The sequence below is a fragment of the Bradyrhizobium sp. CCBAU 11361 genome, from assembly GCF_028128935.1.
Classification (GTDB): domain Bacteria; phylum Pseudomonadota; class Alphaproteobacteria; order Rhizobiales; family Xanthobacteraceae; genus Bradyrhizobium; species Bradyrhizobium niftali.
On sequence record NZ_LBJZ01000199.1, the window covers coordinates 130,001 to 149,315 of the forward strand.

The 19,315-nt window shown below is 63.8% G+C and carries 14 protein-coding genes (1 of these 14 only partly in view); 7 read left to right on the forward strand and 7 right to left on the reverse strand.

The genetic code is table 11. The features are described 5' to 3' along the window. Window positions 1-165, forward strand: the 3' end of a protein-coding gene (locus tag XI08_RS42145; RefSeq protein WP_271578946.1) for an SDR family NAD(P)-dependent oxidoreductase. Its footprint begins 609 nt before the window's first position; the window shows 165 of its 774 coding nt (coding positions 610-774); its start codon lies off the left edge, out of view; the stop codon is at window positions 163-165. A 3-nt stretch (window positions 166-168) separates the two neighbouring features. On the opposite strand, the gene XI08_RS42150 is transcribed toward XI08_RS42145, so the two are convergent. Both XI08_RS42150 and XI08_RS42155 read right to left on the reverse strand, forming a co-directional pair. Further along, the gene (locus XI08_RS42150; RefSeq protein WP_271578947.1) at window positions 169-1,056 is read right to left on the reverse strand and encodes a hypothetical protein; all 888 of its coding nucleotides are present in this window, start codon (window positions 1,054-1,056) and stop codon (window positions 169-171) included. An 11-nt stretch (window positions 1,057-1,067) separates the two neighbouring features. Further along, window positions 1,068-2,426, reverse strand: a complete 1,359-nt coding sequence (locus XI08_RS42155; RefSeq protein ID WP_271578948.1) for an MBOAT family O-acyltransferase — start codon at window positions 2,424-2,426, stop codon at window positions 1,068-1,070. 196 nt (window positions 2,427-2,622) lie between these two features. Between XI08_RS42155 and glpK the strand changes: the two genes are divergently transcribed. The 4 genes from glpK to XI08_RS42175 all read left to right on the forward strand — a co-directional run bounded on the left by glpK (window position 2,623) and on the right by XI08_RS42175 (window position 10,123). Then, on the forward strand, window positions 2,623-4,128 hold the full coding sequence (gene glpK, locus XI08_RS42160) for a glycerol kinase GlpK (protein ID WP_271578949.1): 1,506 nt from the start codon (window positions 2,623-2,625) through the stop codon (window positions 4,126-4,128). 73 nt (window positions 4,129-4,201) lie between these two features. Beyond that, the gene (locus XI08_RS42165) at window positions 4,202-6,649 is read left to right on the forward strand and encodes a penicillin acylase family protein (protein ID WP_271578950.1); all 2,448 of its coding nucleotides are present in this window, start codon (window positions 4,202-4,204) and stop codon (window positions 6,647-6,649) included. A 93-nt stretch (window positions 6,650-6,742) separates the two neighbouring features. Continuing rightward, the gene (locus XI08_RS42170) at window positions 6,743-7,336 is read left to right on the forward strand and encodes a GNAT family N-acetyltransferase (protein WP_271578951.1); all 594 of its coding nucleotides are present in this window, start codon (window positions 6,743-6,745) and stop codon (window positions 7,334-7,336) included. Between the two features lie 612 nt (window positions 7,337-7,948). Next, window positions 7,949-10,123 carry a DnaB-like helicase C-terminal domain-containing protein gene (locus XI08_RS42175; RefSeq protein WP_271578952.1) on the forward strand — a complete coding sequence of 725 codons (2,175 nt, stop codon included), beginning with the start codon at window positions 7,949-7,951 and terminating at the stop codon, window positions 10,121-10,123. Window positions 10,124-10,238: 115 nt separating this feature from the next. Here XI08_RS42175 and XI08_RS42180 read toward each other — a convergent pair whose 3' ends face one another. Further along, window positions 10,239-10,718: a DUF6636 domain-containing protein gene (locus XI08_RS42180; protein ID WP_333929443.1), complete on the reverse strand. Its 480-nt coding sequence runs from the start codon at window positions 10,716-10,718 to the stop codon at window positions 10,239-10,241. After that, complete coding sequence (locus tag XI08_RS42185) at window positions 10,679-11,626, reverse strand: threonine/serine dehydratase (RefSeq protein WP_442869920.1); 948 nt, start codon at window positions 11,624-11,626, stop codon at window positions 10,679-10,681. The genes XI08_RS42180 and XI08_RS42185 overlap by 40 nt, the downstream gene beginning before the upstream one ends. 63 nt (window positions 11,627-11,689) lie before the next feature. Between XI08_RS42185 and XI08_RS42190 the strand changes: the two genes are divergently transcribed. Both XI08_RS42190 and XI08_RS42195 read left to right on the forward strand, forming a co-directional pair. Next, the gene (locus XI08_RS42190) at window positions 11,690-11,992 is read left to right on the forward strand and encodes an ArsR/SmtB family transcription factor (RefSeq protein WP_027544280.1); all 303 of its coding nucleotides are present in this window, start codon (window positions 11,690-11,692) and stop codon (window positions 11,990-11,992) included. A 149-nt stretch (window positions 11,993-12,141) separates the two neighbouring features. Further along, entirely contained in the window at window positions 12,142-12,771 is a 630-nt protein-coding gene (locus tag XI08_RS42195) for a glutathione S-transferase family protein (RefSeq protein WP_271578955.1), read from the forward strand. Between the two features lie 16 nt (window positions 12,772-12,787). Here the strand turns inward: XI08_RS42195 and XI08_RS42200 are convergent, their stop codons facing one another. The 3 genes from XI08_RS42200 to metF all read right to left on the reverse strand — a co-directional run bounded on the left by XI08_RS42200 (window position 12,788) and on the right by metF (window position 18,941). Then, on the reverse strand, window positions 12,788-13,792 hold the full coding sequence (locus XI08_RS42200; protein WP_271578956.1) for a DUF3592 domain-containing protein: 1,005 nt from the start codon (window positions 13,790-13,792) through the stop codon (window positions 12,788-12,790). A gap of 366 nt (window positions 13,793-14,158) precedes the next feature. After that, window positions 14,159-18,016 (reverse strand): methionine synthase, encoded by a 3,858-nt coding sequence (metH, locus tag XI08_RS42205; RefSeq protein WP_271578957.1) that lies wholly within the window; start codon window positions 18,014-18,016, stop codon window positions 14,159-14,161. A 4-nt stretch (window positions 18,017-18,020) separates the two neighbouring features. Continuing rightward, a complete protein-coding gene (gene metF / locus XI08_RS42210; protein WP_271578958.1) occupies window positions 18,021-18,941 on the reverse strand; it encodes a methylenetetrahydrofolate reductase [NAD(P)H] in 921 nt (306 codons plus the stop codon). Between the last annotated feature and the right edge of the window lie 374 nt (window positions 18,942-19,315).

Genomic DNA, 19,315 nt, shown 5'->3' on the forward strand with positions numbered 1-19,315 from the left:
GACGAAGCCATGTTGAAGCGCCGCACCGCCACCACGCCGCTGCGCCGCATCGGCGAGCCCGACGAGATCGCAGGCGCGGTAGCCTACCTCGCCTCCGATGCGTCGAGCTTCATGACCGGCCAGACCATCGTCATCGACGGCGGCGTCACCACCGCGGCGGTGTAGCTGTCACTTGTCCCGGCGTGCGCCGTCGCGCTCAGCGAGCGCGCTTTCGATGGCGCGCACGACGATCAGAGCCGATCGCTCGTCGAGATGCACACCGTCGGCCCAGCGCAATTCGCCCCGCGGCGGATTGATCGGTAGCCACGGCGACTGATCCGGAAAAGCTGCGTGGACGATCGCCTTGCTCATGGTGACGAGGCGGGAGTCCTCGATCCCGGCCTCGAACGGAATCTCGATCAGGAAGGCACGGGATCCACGCCGCTGGACGTCGTCGATCAGCTCGCTGACGCGCGCGACATTGGCGCGCACCGGCCCTGTCGGCTCCCCTTCATTCATCTGTCGCAGCGCCAGGTCGAGATAGGGCTTGTTGTCGAACGTGCTCGGCGGCTCCCTGAGCAGGCGATCCTGTTCGGCGCGAGCCTGTGCGGCATTGGGCGGCGCGTGATTCCACGTCTCGTGGGCCGCAACCGCCGCGCGCACGGGACGCAGGAACGGCGCTTCCGCGCGGGTGCGACCGGAGAATTGTCCGATCAGCTCGCGGTCGGGCTCGCGCGACAGGATGTTCGTCTCGATCAGGATGATCTTCGGCAAGCTCGGCTGTTTCGCGAGGATTTCGAGGACGGTGACCGGCGAGCCCCCGGCCAGCGCGAGATTGCGGAAACGGGGAAGCGAGAAATATTCCTCCTTGAGCCGCCAGGCGACCGAGCTGCCGACCAGCACGATGTCCGGCACCGGCTCTCTCAGATAGCGGTGGAGGGTGATGAGGCTGCCGTCGCGGGTCGTGACGGACGGCTGCTGGAGCGCGGAGCCGAACCGCGCCGTGGCAAGACCGCAGACCAGCAGCAGCGCCACGGCCGCAGCCGCACATCTGATCAACCATGGAAGTCCGGACATCTGCGCCATCATCAGAACTGGAAATAGATGAAGGCGGCGTCTGGCCCCGCCTCGAGATAGGCCAACGCCGCGAGCGCGCCATAGAGATACGGCTCCCATCGCCGCAACCTGCCACTGGCGAGCGCGCCGAGGCCGAGATGCTGGATGAGAACGGGGAGGGCGTAGAGCAGAGCCATGTTGCGAAACAGTTTTGTCGGATTGGGATTATCCGTCGGCGTGAACATACCTGCAAGGTAGCCGAGCGCGTGATCGAAGTTCGGCAGCTTGAAGAAGATCCAGAGCATCGTCACGCAGAAGAAGACGACGCCCATGCGGGCGACGCGCACGACAGGGCCGGCTTCGCCCAGCACCTTCAGAAACGGCCGCTCGACGACGAGCAGGAGGCCGTGCAGCATGCCCCACAAGGCGTAGCTCAGGCTCGCGCCGTGCCAGAGGCCGCCAAGCGTCATCACGATCATCAGATTGAGGCAGGTTCTGGCCGGTCCCTTCCTGTTGCCGCCGAGCGGGATGTAGAGATAGGTCCTGAGCCAGCTGGACAACGAGATATGCCAGCGCGTCCAGAACTCGGAGAACGAAGCCGAGATGTAGGGCAGGTCGAAGTTGACCGGCAGGCGGTAGCCGAACAGCAGCCCGAGGCCGAGCGCGATCGCCGAATAGCCGAAGAAGTCGGCATAGATCTGGTAGCTGTACAGGAACACGAGCAGCCAGCGGTCCTGCGTGGCCACCGTCTCATAGAGCGGATAGTCCATGTAGGACGTCATCTCGTTGAGATTGTTGGCGACGTAGAGCTTGAAGAAGAAGCCAGTCAGGATCCATTTGGCGGCTTCCGCGAAATCGACGTCGGCGAGCTGTTTGGGGACGATCTGCGGCATGAATTGGCCCGCGCGCGTGATCGGTCCCGACACCAGCTGCGGGAAGAAGATGATGTAGAGGAAGACGTCCCGCAGCGGCGGCGGCCGCTTCTCGCGCGTGAGGTCGACCAGAAGGCTGATGTTGTGGAACACGAAGAAGGAGATGCCGATCGGCAGCGGCAGCCGCAACAGGAAATCCAGCGGCGCGAAGCCGATCGGGTAAGCCGTGGACGCATCGACGAGCAGGAATTTGTATTTGAAGAACGCCAGCAGCGCGAGATTGAAGACGATTCCAGCCGGCATCCAGATCGCGCGGTCGTCGAAGGCCAGCACCAGGCAGAGATGGGTCCCGAGCACGGCGAGGAGCAGCAGCGGCAGCAGCGCCGGCTGGCCCGAGCCATAGAACACCAGGCTCGCAAGCACCAGCAGCTGGACCTGGAAGCGGCGCAAAGGCGGCAGATAATAGGCGCCGAACACGACCGCGACGAAGAGGCCAAACTGAAGGGAAGTGAATGTCATGTCGCCCCGATTTACCCGGCCCGGCATGTATCATCTTCGCTCCCGCCGTCCTAGCCTCCCGGCCCGCCCGGGCGGTGCACCGTCAACCGCCTCGGCGGGTGTGGCGGCCTTGACCTTCCCGCCCTAATCCGCTCCTTTTGGCCCGACACACTGACCGCCTCCAGGGAAACGCCAAGAAAACGCCAAGGTAGCTACCATGTCTTTCGTTCTCGCCATCGACCAGGGCACCACCTCCTCGCGCGCCATCGTCTTCCGCAGCGACATCTCGATTGCGGCGCGCGCGCAACAGGAGTTTCCGCAGCATTTTCCGGCCTCGGGCTGGGTCGAGCATGAGCCGGAGGACATCTGGACCTCGACCGTGACGGTCTGCCGCGATGCAATCGAGCAGGCCGGCATCACCGCAAAGGACATCGCCGCGATCGGCATCACCAACCAGCGCGAGACCACCGTGGTGTGGGACCGCGCCACCGGGCAGGCCGTGCACCGCGCCATCGTCTGGCAGGACCGCCGCACCGCCGACATCTGCGCCAAGCTGAAAGCCGACGGCCGCGAGCCGGTCATCTCGCAGAAGACCGGCCTGATCATCGATCCCTATTTCTCCGGCACCAAGGTCGCCTGGATCCTCGACCACGTCCCCGGCGCGCGGGCGCGTGCCGCGCGCGGCGAATTGATGTTCGGCACCATCGACTGCTACCTGCTCTGGCGCCTCACCGGTGGCAAGGTGCACGCCACCGACGCCACCAACGCCTCGCGCACGCTGCTGTTCAACATCCACACCGGCCAATGGGACGACGAGCTGCTCGAGATCATCGGCGTGCCGCGTTCGATGCTGCCAGAGGTGAAGGATTCCTCCGCCTGCTTCGGCGAGAGCGTGCCCGACCTGTTCGGCGGCGCGATCGCGATCTCCGGCATCGCCGGCGACCAGCAGGCCGCGACCATCGGCCAGGCCTGCTTCCGCCCCGGCATGATGAAGTCCACCTACGGCACCGGCTGCTTCGCGCTGCTCAACACCGGCACCACGCCCGTGGTGTCGAAGAACAAGCTGCTCACCACCGTCGCCTATCAGCTCGCGGGAAAACGCACCTACGCGCTCGAAGGCTCGATCTTCGTTGCCGGCAGCGCGGTGCAGTGGCTCCGCGACGGCCTCGGCATCATCAAGCAGGCCGCGGAGACCGGACCTCTTGCCGATCAGTCGGACTCCATGCAGAGCGTCTATCTCGTCCCCGCCTTCGTCGGCATGGGCGCGCCCTACTGGAATCCGCGCGTGCGCGGCGCCCTGTTCGGCCTCACCCGCAACACCGGGCCTGCCGAGCTCGCCCACGCCGCGCTGGAGAGTGTTTGTTATCAGACCTTCGACCTCTGGGCCGCGATGCGCGCCGACTGGCCGAGCTCGGAGACGGCCAGCGTCGTGCTCCGCGTCGACGGCGGCATGACCGCGTCCGATTGGACCATGCAGCGGCTCGCCGATCTCCTCGACGCGCCGGTCGACCGCCCCGTGATCCAGGAGACCACGGCGCTGGGCGCCGCCTATCTCGCCGGCCTCCAGGCCGGCGTCTATCCCGAGCCGACCAAATTCGCCGACAACTGGCGCCTCGAGCACCGCTTCAAGCCGAACATGAGCGAGGCGACGCGCGAGCGAAAACTCGCGGGCTGGGCGCGCGCCGTGAAGGGCGTGCTGGCGAGCGACGAGGGAGAAGCGTAGGCGGATCTCGTCGCTCCATCCGGGCTACTCGCCAAGCAAGCGCCCCAAACACCAACAACAACGGGAGAAGACAATGAACACGGATTTCAACCGGGTCATCCAGAAGCTCTGTGGCGCAGCGATCTGCGCCGCTCTGCTCACCTCGACCGCAATGGCGCGCGAGAAGGCGAACCCGCTCGGAAGCGCGCGGCAGCTCAAGACCGACGTCGCCGGTCTCAATGCCCCCGCCCAGATCCTGGTTGATGTCTGGGGCATTCCCCACATCTATGCCGGCAACGAGCACGACCTGTTCTTCCTGCAAGGTTTCAACGCCGCGCGCGACCGGCTCTGGCAGATCGATCTCTGGCGCAAGCGCGGGCTCGGCCTGCTCGCAAAGGATTTCGGCCCGGCCTATGCCGAGCAGGACAAGGCGCTGCGGCTGTTCCTCTATCGCGGCGACATGAACGCGGAGTGGGCGGCCTACGGTCCCAAGGCGAAGACCTATGCGGACGCCTTCGTCGCCGGCGTGAACGCCTATGTCGCCGACGTGCGCGCGGGAAAACGTGCGCTGCCGATCGAGTTCAGGATCGCCGGCACCATGCCGGAAGCGTGGACGGCGGATGACGTCGTCCGCATCCGCAGCCACGGCCTGACGCGCAATGTCGCCTCCGAGGTCAAACGCTCCCTGGTTGCCTGCGCGGCCGGCCTCGACGCCGATCGCTTCCGCGTCAAGCTTGAGCCGGCATGGTCGACGAAAGTCCCTGATGGTCTCGACCCCTGCAGCGTACCCAAGGCCGTGCTCGCGGCCTACGATCTCGCGACGCGCCCGGTCGCCTTCGCGGCACCGAAGGACAGGCAGGCCGCGCTCGCGCACGATCCCGACAAATACCTCACCGAGGCCGACCAGCAGCGCGACACCATCGGCTCCAACAACTGGGTGATCGCGGCATCGCGCACGGCGACGGGCCGCCCGATCCTCGCCAACGATCCGCATCGCGAGCACAGCGTGCCTTCGCTGCGTTACATCGTCGGCCTCAATGCGCCGGGCCTTTCGGTGATCGGCGCCGGCGAGCCGGCGCTGCCCGGCATCTCGATTGGCCATAACGGCACCATCGCCTTCGGCCTTACGATTTTCAACGTCGACCAGGAAGACCTCTACGTCTACGAGCTCAATCCGCAAAACCCCAACCAGTACCGCTACGGCAACGGCTGGGAAGACATGCGCATCGTTCACGAGACCGAGCAGGTCAAGGGCGAGGCCGATCGCGACCTCGAGCTGAAGTTCACCCGCCACGGTCCCGTCATCTTCGTGGACGATGCGAACAAGCGTGCCTTTGCCGTGCGCTCGATCTGGTTCGAGCCCGGCACCTCCGCCTATTTCGGCTCCTCCGACTACATGACCGCGAAGGACTGGAACGGCTTCCTCGCCGCCATGCGGCGCTGGGGCGCGCCGTCGGAGAACCAGGTCTATGCCGACACGCGCGGCAATATCGGCTGGGTTGCGGCCGGCAAGACGCCGCGCCGCGGCAATTTCGACGGCCTGATGCCGGTGCCGGGCGACGGCCGCTACGAGTGGCAGGGCTTTCTCTCGCTCGACGAATTGCCGAAGGCCTATCAGCCCAAGCAGGGCTTTCTCGCCACTGCCAACCAGATGAACCTGCCGGCCGACTACCCGATAGCCGAGCGCAAGGTCGGCTTCGAATGGTCCGACAGCGCGCGCTGGCAACGCATCACCGAGGTGCTCGCGGCCAACAGCAAGGTGACGCTCGCCGACGCCATGGATTTGCAGAACGACGACACCGCGATGCTGGGGCGGCGCCTCGTCAAGCTGTTGCAGCCGCTCACCTCCGACGATCCCAATGTGAAGAAGGGTCTCGAGCTGCTCAAGCCATGGGACGCGCGCGATGCCGCCGACAGCGCGGCGGCTGCCGTGTTCGAGGTCTGGATCGCCAATCATCTCGGCCCAAGGCTGCTGAAGACCACGGCTCCCAAGGCCGCCGATCTGATTGCGCCGGAGGCGTCGAGCATTTCGGCGCTCGTCGCCTATCTGGAATCCCCGGATGCGTCGCTCGGTTCTGATCCCGCTGCCGCACGCGACCAGGTCCTGCGCGACAGCATTGGTTCCGCGGTGGCCGATGTCACGAGCAAGCTCGGGCCCGATTCATCGACCTGGCGCTGGGGCCGGCTGCACGTCGCAAAATTCGACCATGCCTTGATGCCGCTTGCCGACAAGGCGACCGCCGCGCAGCTCTCTGTGGGCCCACTGGCCTATGGCGGCGCCGCCAATGTGCCGCGGGCGGCCACCTATCGCCGCGCCGATTACCAGCTGTTCGCCGGCGCTTCGTTCCGCATGGTGCTCGACGTCGGCAATTGGGATGCGAGCCGCACCATCAACACGCCCGGACAATCCGGCGATCCCTTCAGCGCCCACTATCGCGACCTCGCCCCGCTCTGGGCCGCCGGCCAATATGTTCCGCTGCTTTACAGCCGTTCGGCCGTCGAAGCCGCGACCGCGGAAGCGATCTCGTTGACGCCGCGATGAGTGGCGGCGCATCCACACCGTCGTCCCGGCCTTCGCCGGGACGACACTGATTGTATGGCCGCCGCTTTGGCCTAAACTGAACGGGTCAGCCCCATGACCATCCCCGACGGCTATTCCGACATCCCCGCCGGCAAGATCGCCGCAGTCGTCACACATCTCGAGATGGCCGCACCGCCCGCGCGCCGTGACGATCCGCCCGGCGCCTTGACCCTGCGCAAGGTCGATGCGCCCCCGCTCGATTGGTATCGCGACCTCCATCGCCGCGTCGGCGAGGAGTGGCTGTGGTTCTCGCGCGCCCGCATGAACAATGCCGAGCTCGCCGCAATCATCCACGCGCCGGGCGTCGAGGTCTACGCCCTGGTCGCGGATGGCCGCGACGAAGGCCTGCTGGAGCTGGATTTCCGCGAGGCCGGCCAGTGCGAGCTGGTCTATTTCGGCGTCACCGCCGGCTTGATCGGGACGGGTGCCGCCCGCTTCCTGATGAACCGCGCGCTGGAGCTCGCATGGTCACGCGAGCTGCACCGCGTCTGGGTGCACACCTGTACCTTCGACCATCCCTCCGCCGTCGCGTTCTATCAGCGCTCCGGCTTCCGCCCGTTCCGCCGCCAGATCGAGATCGCCGACGATCCGCGTCTCGACGGCACCGCGCCGCGCGACGCGGCGAAGCACGTGCCGATCATCGAGTAGTGCGCGGCTGCCTCCACACCGTCATTGCGAGGAGCCCTTGCGATGAAGCAATCCAGGCTGTTTCCGCGGAAAGATTCTGGATTGCTTCGCTGCGCTCGCAATGACGGAGTGAGGGCACGGCCTATCTCGCGGCCTCCAGGCCGGCGTCTATCCCGAGCCGACGAAATTCGCCGACAACTGGCGCCTCGAGCACCGCTTCAAGCCCTACCGGGCGACACGGGAGCGGAAGCTTGCAGGCTGAGCGAGGGCAGTGAAGGGCGTGCTGGCGAGTGACCAGGGGGACTGAGTGATCCCTGCCCAAGCTTCAAAGTTAACCATTTTGCGTGCTTTGTTTTGTCTCTCCATGCCTATATATTGGGGGCATGAAACGGGTAGTAGACATAACAACTACCGAGTTGATCGAACTCGCAAACGACGCGTGGGCGGCTGCCGCGCGGAACGCCTTGGCCGCCGGTCATCCGATTACAGGATCAAGAGATGGCCGAAGGATCCGGTACTATTCGGATGGCAGAATAGAAGACTTGGGTCCCGTTACCGACCTTCCGCCTGACGAGACCGAAGGCAAAAAGGAAAAGTCGGGACGCTCGGTGGCGTAAATCGCGGGGGCGATAGTTGACTGAACCGTTTCTGCTCATCATCGCTGGGCCTAACGGAGCTGGTAAGACAACGCTTACGCGGCATCTTTTGCAAAAGGGCATTGATCTTGGCGAGTACATCAATCCCGACGATATTGCCGAGGGGCTGACTGGAACGTTACTTCAGAGAAGTCGGCAAGCCCAAGCCATCGCAGATCAACGAAGGAACGAGTGTATAAGAGCTCGTCGTAGCTTTAGTTTTGAGACGGTGATGTCTCACCCATCCAAAATTGATATCTTGGTTAGGGCGAAGGAGGAAGGCTACACGGTCATACTGTATTTCGTCGGGACAGATGATCCCCAGACCAATGTCGAGCGTGTTGCCCTCAGAGTGGCCCAAGGAGGGCACCCTGTTCCGGATGATAAGATTCGGGAACGCTGGTTGCGGACCATGGCGCTGCTTCAGCAAGCTATAAGGGCATCGGACAAATCATACATTTTTGACAATAGTGTTGTGGGCACAATAGAAGCTGTCCCGCGACTAGTATTCTATCGTAGTACGGTGCGCTCAGGACGAGTTCCTCAAAGCGAACTGCTAAGCCATCCACCTGTGTGGGTGACGCGATTTGTCTTAGACCCAATTGGGACTAGCTTTTTGGACAATCGGGCGATCAGGCGACATGGATCTAATGCTGGATCGATTGTAACTCTACCCATCGTAGAGGAGAGCGCAAAGCCCGAAGTGGGCGAGGCACCCGCTACGGAAGTCTCGGATACGGAAGTTGTCCGCTCGCCTCATGATATCGAGGTCGAACAGAAACTCATAGGCGCGATCCTTAAGAGCAACGAGACCTTCTTCGTGGTATCTGATTTCCTCGAAGCGAGATATTTCTATGAACCCTTGCATCAAACTATCTTTGAGGCGTTGGCCGAAGTGATCCGGGAAGGACGAGTTGCAACACCGGAAACAATGCGTCTTAAGCTTCCTTTTGATGTTGATATTGGTGGAATGACCGTTGGTCAGTACGTGGGGCGTCTTCGTGATGATGCGGTTGGTGGTGTTGACTTAGCTCTGGTTGGTCGGTCGCTAACCGACCTCTACTTCCGTCGGGAATTGATCCGACTAGGTCAGCAGATCGTTGAGGCAGCTTCTAATCAAAGCGGGGGTTTCGCTCAGGCCGAGAACGCGACCTCGAAGCTCCAGGAATTAACGCGGCCTAGTGAGAGTAAAGAGCCAGGGCTTCCTTTTGACCTTCCATCTGCGCGCGGATTTCATCAATTCTCTCGGGCGCTCGTGCATGCTGTTGACTTCGCAGCAAGAGCCTTTGTCAGCACTGGCTCCGGCATCAAGACTAGCTTCCGAGACTTGGACCGCAAGATCGCGGGGCTGCAGCCGTCAGAGTTAGTTGTGCTCGCCAGTCGGCCGGGCATGGGAAAAACAGCGCTGGCAACGAATATCGCCTATAACGTTGCTCGCCTATGGAAAAGCGATGGTCATAATGACAGTCCTGTACGTGACGGCGGCATCGTCGGCTTCTTTTCCTTAGAAATGTCTTCGGAGCAGATAGCCACGCGCGTGATCTCTCAGCAGAGTGGAATTCCGATCGGGACCATTCGGCAAGGTGCGATCTCGGAGGTCGATTTTGAGGCTATTCGCAATAAAGCTATAGAGTTTCAGAAGTTACCATTCTTCATTGACGAGACCGCAACTCTCTCGATCGAGCAACTTGCAGCTAGAGCGCATCGCCTAAAATCTGAAAAGGGTCTTGATCTACTCATAATTGATAATCTAGATCTCTTGAGGGCTGCTGCCCGTAATAATTTCGGAGCATCCAAGGATGCTTCGCTTCAAATCACTCGCGAATTGAAGAAGATCGCAAGAGAGATGGCGATACCTATTTTGGTGCTGGCCCAACTACCGTCAAAAATCGAGAAGCGCTACGAACCGCGGCCGCGACTTGAGGAGTTCGGTGACAAAGGATCAGTTGAACAGGATGCGGACGTCGTCCTCCTGCTTCATCGCGATGATTTCTATTTGACCAAAGAAGAGCCGCCGTTTGGAGGATACGAGTATGAGGCTTGGGTAAAGCGCATGGAAGCGGCTTATGGCTTGGCCGAGATAATCATCGCCAAACACCGGAACGGAGCAACGGGCACGGTGTCCGTCTACTTTGATGCAACTACGGGATCATTCAACGATCTGGCAACTTAGGGCCACTACAAAGCCAACGGGCCGGCTAAGTCAAAAGTATCGCTCGTCCAGTCCGTGTAGCTGCATGAAACGGCTGCTCGCAAAAAGCCACAGCTGTTGCCACAAGGCTTCGCCGTCAAAACACCTTCTGCTCCGCCCGCGCCAGCGAGAACCCGCGCTGCATCGCATTGAAACACGTCAGCCCGGTCTGCTCCGACCGGCATGTGAAGCCCGCGCGTTGCCACACCTCGCCATAGGCGAGCACCGGCAGCGATGGGTCCATCACCGTGTCGCCGGCGCAGATGCGGCCGGCACCGCCTTTCGCACTCATCTCGAAGGCGTGGCCATAGTCGAGCTCGCAATCGGCGGGCCGGCGCGGGCGTGCCTCCATGTTCATGATGTCGCAGCGGAGCACGGCTTTGTCGTTCGTTTGGCTGCTATCGGCAAAGAACTGGCAGACGATGTTTTTCGACGGCGTCAGGAAGTCGATCGGGCGATCCTGTGCGTGTGCGGCGGCGGCTCTGATCAACGCAAACAGGGTCGATGCCAGGATGACGGCGCCAATTCCCCTTGAGACTAGCTGTCGAACTTGACCGCCGTGGTGTTGGCGCCGCAAACGAGCACTGCGACGCGTTCGCCGGGCAACGGACGATAGCGGCCAGACAGCAGCGCGGCAAATGCGGCCGCGCCGCCGGGCTCGGCCACGAGACGCAGGCTCGACCATAGAGCTGCCTGGGCCTGCCGGATCGCCTCGTCGCCGACCAGGACGACCCGCTCGACATGGGCCTGCGCGATCGGGAACATCAATTCTCCGACGCGCCGCGGCGCCAAGCTGTCGGCGGCAAGGCCCGCGGCCGGCGCATCGACCGGTGCTCCCGCGGCGATAGCGGCGTGCAGGGTCGGCGATTGTTCGGGCTCGACCGCGACGATGCGCGTCTGGCCTTTGTACCATGCGGCAATGCCGCCGATCAGCCCGCCGCCGCCGACCGCCACCAGCAGCGTATCGATGCCGGGCGCGTCCTGCTCCAGCTCCAGTCCGACGCTGCCCTGGCCGAGCAGGGTCTCGGCCTGGTCGTAGGCATGAACTGCCATTGCACCGGTCCGTGCAACATGCGCTTCGCTCGCGGCGAGCGCATCGGCGTAGCGGCTGCCCGCGATCACGAGTTTCGCACCATACCCCTTGATCCGCTCGGCCTTGGCTGGCGAGGTGATATCGGGCACGAAGATCGTGGCGGGAATGCCGAGCCGCTGCGCCGCATAGGCGACCGCCGCCCCGTGATTGCCGCCGGATGCGGCGACCACGCCCGTCTCCGGCACCGGTCGCAGCAGCAGATTGGCAAATGCGCCCCGCGCTTTGAACGATCCGGAATGCTGCAGCATCTCGAGCTTGAACGTGATGGGCGCCGCCGGCAGGCCGAAATCGGCGAGATCGGCCACAATGAGGGGCGTGCGCCTTACGTGCGGACGAATGACGGCCTCGGTCGCCGCAATCCGCTCCCGCGTGATGTCCGTTGTTGCTGTCATGATGCCGTCCTTGATAGCCCATCCTGGAGTTGACATCAATTAGGTAATTAGCAAAATGGCTAAATGAAAATCACTGTCGCCCTGCGCGCGCTGGCCAACGAACGCCGCCTGCAGATTCTGGATTGGCTGCGGGATCCGCGGAGGCATTTTCGCGAGCAGGCCGATGGCGACCTGGTCGAGGACGGCGTCTGCGGATTGCTGATCGCCGAGAAGCTCGGCGTCAGCGCACCGACCGTGAGCGAGCACATGCGGGTACTGACGGCCGCAAAGCTGGTGCGCGCCAAGCGGATCAAGCAGTGGACGATGTACAAGCGCAACGAAACCGCGATCGCCGCCATCAAGCGCTCGATCCAGGACGGCCTTTGATCGCGTAGCGCGCACCTTGCGCGTGATGTTGCAGGTGCCGTTGCAACCGGCGCAATGCTCCATTTCCATATTCTTTCTTGCGCCGCGCCGATCTGGTCGTGGAAACTGATCGGCCCCGCCGTGTCCCACCAACGAGAAGAGCGAGAACCATGTTCCTGATCGGCCAATATGATTCCCCCTTCGTCCGTCGCGTCGCGATCGCGCTGCGGCTTTACGGGCTCGCCTTCGAGCACAGGCCGTGGTCCACCTTCGGCGATGCCGACAAGATCGCGCCCTATAACCCGTTGCGCCGCGTCCCGACCCTGGTGCTCGACGACGGCGAGGCGCTGATCGAGAGCACGATCATCCTGGATTATCTCGATGAACTGGTCGGCGAGAGGAAGGCGATGCTGCCGCGCGGCGGCGCCGAGCGGCGCAAGCACCTGCGCATCTGCGCGCTCGCCTCCGGTCTCGGCGACAAGGCGGTGAGCCTGCTCTATGAGCGCGTGCTGCGGAAGGAGCAGCTTGCGCTGTGGGTCGAGCGCTGCCAGGCGCAGATCGGCGACGTGCTCGGCGTGCTCGACGCCGAGCGCGCCAAGGTGACGACGCCGTATTGGCTGGGTGAGCGCATTGGCCATGCCGATATCGCGGTGGCCTGCGTCGTGCGCTTCACCCGCGAAGCGCATCCGCTTCTGTTCGACGCGGCGCGCTATCCGGCGCTTGCGGCGCATGCCGACCGCTGCGAGGCGCTGGCGCCGTTCAAGGAGATCGTGCAGCCGCTGGCGCCGCCGAAAGGGTGAGCGGCATCAAGCGCCTCTATGCGAACCCGACCTTGATCAGGATTGTCAGAAAAAGGCCTCCGACGACCGCGCAGACCGCGGCACCGATCAGCGGCCCCAGCGCGCCTTCCCGGCTCGCAGGCTCCAGCACCGCATGTCCCGGTTGTTCCGGATCGTAGTAAACTTTGACGTTCTGCCCGGGACGATATTTCGCTGCGGCCTTTTCGGCGACCTCGCGCAGCCCGGAGATCATGGTGCCGCCCCAATCGACTTCGGTGCCGATGAAGTCGCGCTTGTCGACCCTGTAGGCGTAGCGCAGGTCGACCTGATAGCGGTGTTGGAGCTTGCTGGACCGGGACTTGTCGTCGTCGCTCTTCTCCTCGATGATTTCCTCGATCACGTCGCAACGGGTGACCCTGCCGGCCGCGGTCGGCCAGCGCAGGCTCGCGCTCGCCAGCCGGCGCGTCCGGACATACTCTGCGACGCAGAACACGCCGCCTAGGAGCACGATGATCGGCAACGCGAACGCGAACAGCGGAACGCCCTTGTTGGTGTAGAGCACGTGACCCGCGAGCGAATGCGCGGTGAGGGTGGCGGCAATGCAGCCGAACACGATGGTGAACGCCACCAGTGCCGCGACATTCTGCGCGGCAGCAGGTTCGAGCAACGCCTCGGTCGGTTGCTTCGGATCGACATGGACGTCGACATGCGCGCCGACCGGATATCGTCCGATCAGTTTTGCGGCCAGTACCCTCGTCGTGATGACGGTGCCGCCGACAAAGACCTTGTCGCTTTCCAGCTCCTGGCCGCCGGCCTGATAGCGATAGCGGATGACAGGCTTGGCGTCGTTCCGATCGTCCGAGGCGTGCGTCGCCGGCTGATCGACCCTGGAGACCGTGATGATGCCCTCCACCTTGTCCCAGCTCCGCGCGGCCTGCATCCGCCCTCGCATGCGGACCAGATTGAACAGCATCAATCCAAACAGCAGCACCGAGATGCCGGCGGCAATCTGCGTCCACATCAATTGTTGGGCGTTCAGCATCCGATTCCCTGCTTTTCGGTGGCGATCGCCATTGGTCGCGGCGAGCGCGCGTTGCGTTCACGGCGCTGCGGAACGCGCCGCGACAAATGCGAAGCCGTGCCTGTTGTTTGTGAGTTGGCGCTAGAAGCGCTCTCGCCCCTCGTCATTCCGAGCGCAGCAAGGAGATCGTGCAGCCGCTGGCGCCCCGGAATGACGGCGATAAGCGAGGCGGACGGTACCGGCCGGGCGCGGCAGCCGATCATGCATTGATACAGGTGTTTTGCCCGACGCCGCAAGTCGTTCGGTGGAACCGAAATTCCTCAAGCCTTTCAACCCCACTTCTACTGTGCATGGGGTTGTTTTCTCATATTTGCTTTGGGGGCGCGCCTACCCCGCCCCCGCGCGCTTCTTCTGCCAGACGAGGTGCACCGCGCAGGTGCAGCCCGGCGGATGCGAGGCGAGATCCTTTGACGTCTCGTCGTTCGCCGGCGTCGCCGCGAAGGCCTTGTCGGTCCCCTCTCGCGCCGGGATGTAGTTCAGCACCGGCGCGAGCCAGCGCTCGGCCTCCGCGACCGTCATGCCCTTGCGCGCGGCATAATCCTCGACCTGGTCGCGCTCGATCTTGCCGACGCCGAAATAATAGCTCTCGGGGCTGGCGAAATAGAGCCCGGACACGCTCGAGCCCGGCCACATCGCAAAGCTCTCGGTCAGCTTCACGCCGGCGGTGGCTTCGGCATCGAGCAGCTCGAACAGCGTCGCCTTCTCGGTGTGATCGGGCTGCGCGGGATAGCCGGGCGCGGGGCGGATGCCCTGGTACTTTTCGAGGATCAGATCGTCGCAGGAGAGTGCTTCGTCCGGCGCGTAGGCCCAGAACTCGCGGCGCACGCGGGCGTGCATGCGCTCGGCGAAGGCTTCGGCGAGGCGGTCGGCCAGCGCCTTGCACAGGATCGAGGAGTAGTCGTCGTTCGCCATCTTGAAACGGTCGGCGACGGCATCCTCGCCGATGCCGGCCGTGACGACGAAGCCGCCGACATAATCGGGCACGCCGGTGCCGACAGGAGCGACGAAGTCGGCGAGTGCCGCGTTGAAACGGCCCTCGCGCTTCTCGAGCTGCTGGCGTAGCGTGTGCAGCGTCGCGATGCTCTTGGTCCGGCTCTCGTCGGCATAAAGCACGATATCGTCGCCTACCGCATTCGCCGGCCAGAAGCCGACGGTGGCGCGCGCCCGGAACCATTTCTCCTTGACGATCAGGTCGAGCATCTTGCGCGCGTCGTCATAGAGCGAGCGCGCGACCTCGCCGACCTTGGCGTCGTGGAGGATCGCGGGGAAGCGGCCGGCGAGCTCCCAGGTCTGGAAGAACGGCGTCCAGTCGATATAGGGCACGAGCTCGGCGAGGTCGTATGCGTCGAAGCTCCTGGTACCGAGGAAGGTCGGCTTCACCGGCTTGTTCGATGTGAAGTCGACCGGCACGCGGTTCTTGCGGGCGTCTGCCAGCTTCAGCCGCTTCTTGTCCGCCTGCGCGCGCAGATGCGCGTCGGAGATCTTGGCGTATTCGGCCCGCACCTCGGCGGCATAAGCCACGCGCTTCTCCGGCGAGAGCAGCGCGGAGGCGACGCCGACGGCGCGGCTGGCATCGTTGACGTGCACGACGGGACCGGCGCGGTAGCTCGGGTCGATCTTGACCGCCGTATGCACGCGGCTCGTGGTGGCGCCGCCGATCAGCAGCGGCAGCTTGAGGCCCTCACGCTGCAATTCGCCGGCGAAGAACGCCATCTCGTCGAGCGACGGCGTGATCAGGCCGGACAGGCCGACGATGTCGGCCTTCTCCGCCTTCACGGTCTCGACGATCTTGGCCGCCGGCACCATCACGCCGAGGTCGATGACCTCGAAATTGTTGCACTGGAGCACGATGCCGACGATGTTCTTGCCGATGTCGTGGACGTCGCCCTTGACGGTCGCGAGCACGATCTTGCCGGCGGAAGAGGAGCCTTCGGTGCCGATGCCATTGGCAAGGTTGCGCGCCTTCTCTTCCTCCATGAACGGCATCAGCCAGGCGACCGCCTGCTTCATCACGCGGGCGGACTTCACCACCTGCGGCAGGAACATCTTGCCGTCGCCGAAGAGGTCGCCGACGACGTTCATGCCGGCCATCAGCGGTCCCTCGATCACGTCGAGCGGGCGCGACGACGCCTTGCGGGCCTCCTCGGTGTCCACTTCGATGAACTCGGTGATGCCGTGCACCAGCGAATGCGACAGCCGCTTCGCCACCGGCCATTCGCGCCAGGCGAGGTCGGCTTCCTTGGTCTGGGTCTTGTTGCCGCGGAATTTTTCCGCAAGCGCCAGCAGCCGCTCCGATGCGCCCGGATCGCGATTGAGGATGACGTCCTCGCACACCTGGCGCAGTTCAGCATCGATGTCGTCATAGACGATCATCTGCCCGGCATTGACGATGCCCATGTCCATGCCGGCCTTGATGGCGTGATACAGGAACACCGAGTGCATGGCCTCGCGCACCGGCTCGTTGCCGCGAAAAGAGAACGAGAGGTTGGACACGCCACCAGAAATGTGGGCGCCCGGCAGGTTCTGGCGGATCCAGCGCGTCGCCTCGATGAAGTCGACGCCGTAATTGTTGTGCTCCTCGATGCCGGTCGCAATCGCGAAGATGTTCGGATCGAAGATGATGTCCTCGGGCGGGAAGCCGACGCGGTTCACCAGGATGTCGTAGGCGCGCTTGCAGATCTCGGTCTTGCGCGCGAACGTATCGGCCTGGCCGACCTCGTCGAAGGCCATGACCACGACAGCCGCGCCATGGCGCCGCGCGATCTTGGCCTCGTGAATGAACTTCTCCTCGCCCTCCTTCATCGAGATCGAATTGACGACCGGCTTGCCCTGCACGCATTTCAGGCCGGCCTCGATCACCGAGAATTTCGAGCTGTCGACCATCACGGGGACGCGGGCGATGTCGGGCTCGGCGGCGACGAGATTGAGGAACGTCACCATCGCCGCTTCGGAGTCGAGCAGGCCCTCGTCCATGTTGACGTCGATGATCTGCGCGCCGTTCTCGACCTGGTCGCGCGCGACCTGCAGCGCGGCGGTGTAATCGCCGGCGGTGATCAGCTTGCGGAAGCGGGCAGAGCCGGTGACGTTGGTGCGCTCGCCGACGTTCACGAAGGGAATGGCGTCGGTCAAAATGAAGGGCTCGAGGCCGGAGAGCCTCAAGCGCGGTTCGATCTCCGGCACGATGCGCGGCTTGTGCGGGGCAACCGCCGCGGCGATTGCGGCAATATGATCCGGCGTGGTGCCGCAGCAGCCGCCGACGATGTTGACGAGGCCATCGCGCGCGAACTCGCCGACCAGGCGGGCCATGTATTCCGGGGTCTCGTCATACTGGCCGAATTCGTTGGGCAGGCCGGCATTGGGATACGCGCAGACCAGCGTGTCGGCGACGCGGCCGATGTCGGCGATATGGGCGCGCAGGTCTTCGGCGCCGAGCGCGCAGTTGAATCCGATGGTGATGGGCTTGGCATGCCGCACCGAATTCCAGAACGCTTCCGGCATCTGCCCGGAGAGCAGGCGGCCGGACTTGTCGGTGATGGTACCCGACACCATCACCGGCATGTCGATGCCGCGCTCTTCGGTGATCTCGGCGATCGCGTAAAGCGCCGCCTTGGCGTTCAGCGTGTCGAAGATAGTCTCGACCAGCAGCAGGTCGACGCCACCGTCGAGCATGCCGCGGATCTGCTCGCCATAGGATTTGCGCAGATCGTCGAAGGTGACGGCGCGGTAGCCGGGGTTGGAAACGTCGGGCGAGATCGAGGCGGTGCGGTTGGTGGGGCCGATGGCGCCGGCGACGAAGCGCGGCTTGCCATCCTCGGCTTCGACGCGCCGTGCGGCATTGCCGGCGAGGCGGGCGCCTTCGCGCGCCATCTCGTAGACGATGCCGGTGAGGTCGTAATCGGCCTGCGCGATCGAGGTCGAGGAGAAGGTGTTGGTCGCGACGATGTCGGCGCCTGCGCGCAAGTATGCGGCGTGGATGTCCTCGATCGCCTGCGGCTGGGTCAGGATCAACAGGTCGTTGTTGCCGCGCAGGTCGCGATGGAAGTTCTTGAAGCGCTCGCCGCGGAACGCGGCCTCGTCGAACTGGAGGTTCTGGATCATCGTGCCCATGGCGCCGTCGAGCACCAGGATGCGCTCACGGGCGGCTTTGAGCAGAGCAGTTCGCTTCGGAGAGGTGGGTACGGTCATTGTCTTACGCCGCCTTCTGCGCGCTCTTGGCGCGGATGCCGAGCAAATGGCTGATCGCGAACACGAGATCGGCGCGGTTCATGGTGTAGAAATGGAAGGTGTCGACGCCGCGCTTCGCCAGCTTCTGCACCTGGCCGGCGGCGACGGTGGCCGCCACCAGCTTGCGGGTCTCGGCGTCGTCATCGAGGCCGTCGAATTTTTCGGCGAGCCAGTCCGGCACGGAGGTGCCGGCGCGCGTGACGAAGGCTCTCGCCTGCTTGAAATTGTGCATGGGCATGATGCCCGGCACGATCGGAATATTGATGCCGCGGGCACGCACGCGGTCGAGATAGCGGAAGTAGAGGTCGTTATCGAAGAACACCTGTGTGATGGCGCGGGTTGCGCCGGCATCGACCTTGGCCTTCAGCGTGTCGATGTCGGCATCGAAATCGCGCGCTTCAGGGTGCTTCTCGGGATAGGCGGACACCGACACTTCGATGTCGCCGTGCCGCTTCTTGATGCCAGCGACGAGGTCGGCGGAGCTCTGGTAGCCGTCGGGATGGCTGGAATAGGGCGTGCCGATGCCGCCGGGCGGATCGCCGCGCAGGCCGACGATGTGACGGACGCCGACCTCGTGGTAGCGGTCGACGATCTCGTCGATCTCGCCGCGCGAGGCGCCGACGCAGGTCAGGTGCGCCGCCGGCAGCAGTGCGGTCTCCTTGAGGATGCGCGCGATGGTCGAATGGGTGCGCTCGCGGGTCGAGCCGCCGGCGCCATAGGTCACCGAGACGAATTTCGGGTCGAGCGGGGCGAGCCGGTTGATGGTCTCCCAGAGATTGCGCTCCATCTCCTCGGTCTTGGGCGGAAAGAACTCGAAGGAGATCGCAGGCCGCTTCAGGTGCCCGTCTTGCCCGTCGGCTGTCGCAGGCTTCGTCAGATCAGTCATGGCGCCACTCACTCCAGGTCTTCGCAGCCTGCGGTCAGGTCTAGATTGGGAATAGCCAAGATAAGCCAAAGCGGCCGCACCCGACAGCCCATCGGGGATGGGAAGTCGCCCACTTGACCGTGGAAGTGTTGAATTTTTGTACTTTCAGGATAAATTGTGGGAAATTCGTGTATTCGATAAATTACGTAATATCAATAAGATATGTCGTCATGCGGTAATCTGATGGTTAGCCATCGCGATGGGCAGGATGAATCTGTGGTCACTGCGGTGCGGCCTATCCCAACGTCTCGTTCGGCGGGGCGCATCGGCTCGCACACGCCAGACCTGCGCTGTCTGCCCATTGCCGCCGCGCGGCGCTCCACTACGTTAACGCG

Coding starts and splice junctions, on each gene's coding strand:
- XI08_RS42150 (WP_271578947.1), bottom strand. CDS start 1,056: ATGTCCGGACTTCCATGGTTGATCAGATGTGCGGCTGCGGCCGTGGCG.
- XI08_RS42155 (WP_271578948.1), bottom strand. CDS start 2,426: ATGACATTCACTTCCCTTCAGTTTGGCCTCTTCGTCGCGGTCGTGTTC.
- glpK (WP_271578949.1), top strand. CDS start 2,623: ATGTCTTTCGTTCTCGCCATCGACCAGGGCACCACCTCCTCGCGCGCC.
- XI08_RS42165 (WP_271578950.1), top strand. CDS start 4,202: ATGAACACGGATTTCAACCGGGTCATCCAGAAGCTCTGTGGCGCAGCG.
- XI08_RS42170 (WP_271578951.1), top strand. CDS start 6,743: ATGACCATCCCCGACGGCTATTCCGACATCCCCGCCGGCAAGATCGCC.
- XI08_RS42185 (WP_442869920.1), bottom strand. CDS start 11,626: ATGACAGCAACAACGGACATCACGCGGGAGCGGATTGCGGCGACCGAG.
- XI08_RS42190 (WP_027544280.1), top strand. CDS start 11,690: ATGAAAATCACTGTCGCCCTGCGCGCGCTGGCCAACGAACGCCGCCTG.
- XI08_RS42195 (WP_271578955.1), top strand. CDS start 12,142: ATGTTCCTGATCGGCCAATATGATTCCCCCTTCGTCCGTCGCGTCGCG.
- XI08_RS42200 (WP_271578956.1), bottom strand. CDS start 13,792: ATGCTGAACGCCCAACAATTGATGTGGACGCAGATTGCCGCCGGCATC.
- metH (WP_271578957.1), bottom strand. CDS start 18,016: ATGACCGTACCCACCTCTCCGAAGCGAACTGCTCTGCTCAAAGCCGCC.
- metF (WP_271578958.1), bottom strand. CDS start 18,941: ATGACTGATCTGACGAAGCCTGCGACAGCCGACGGGCAAGACGGGCAC.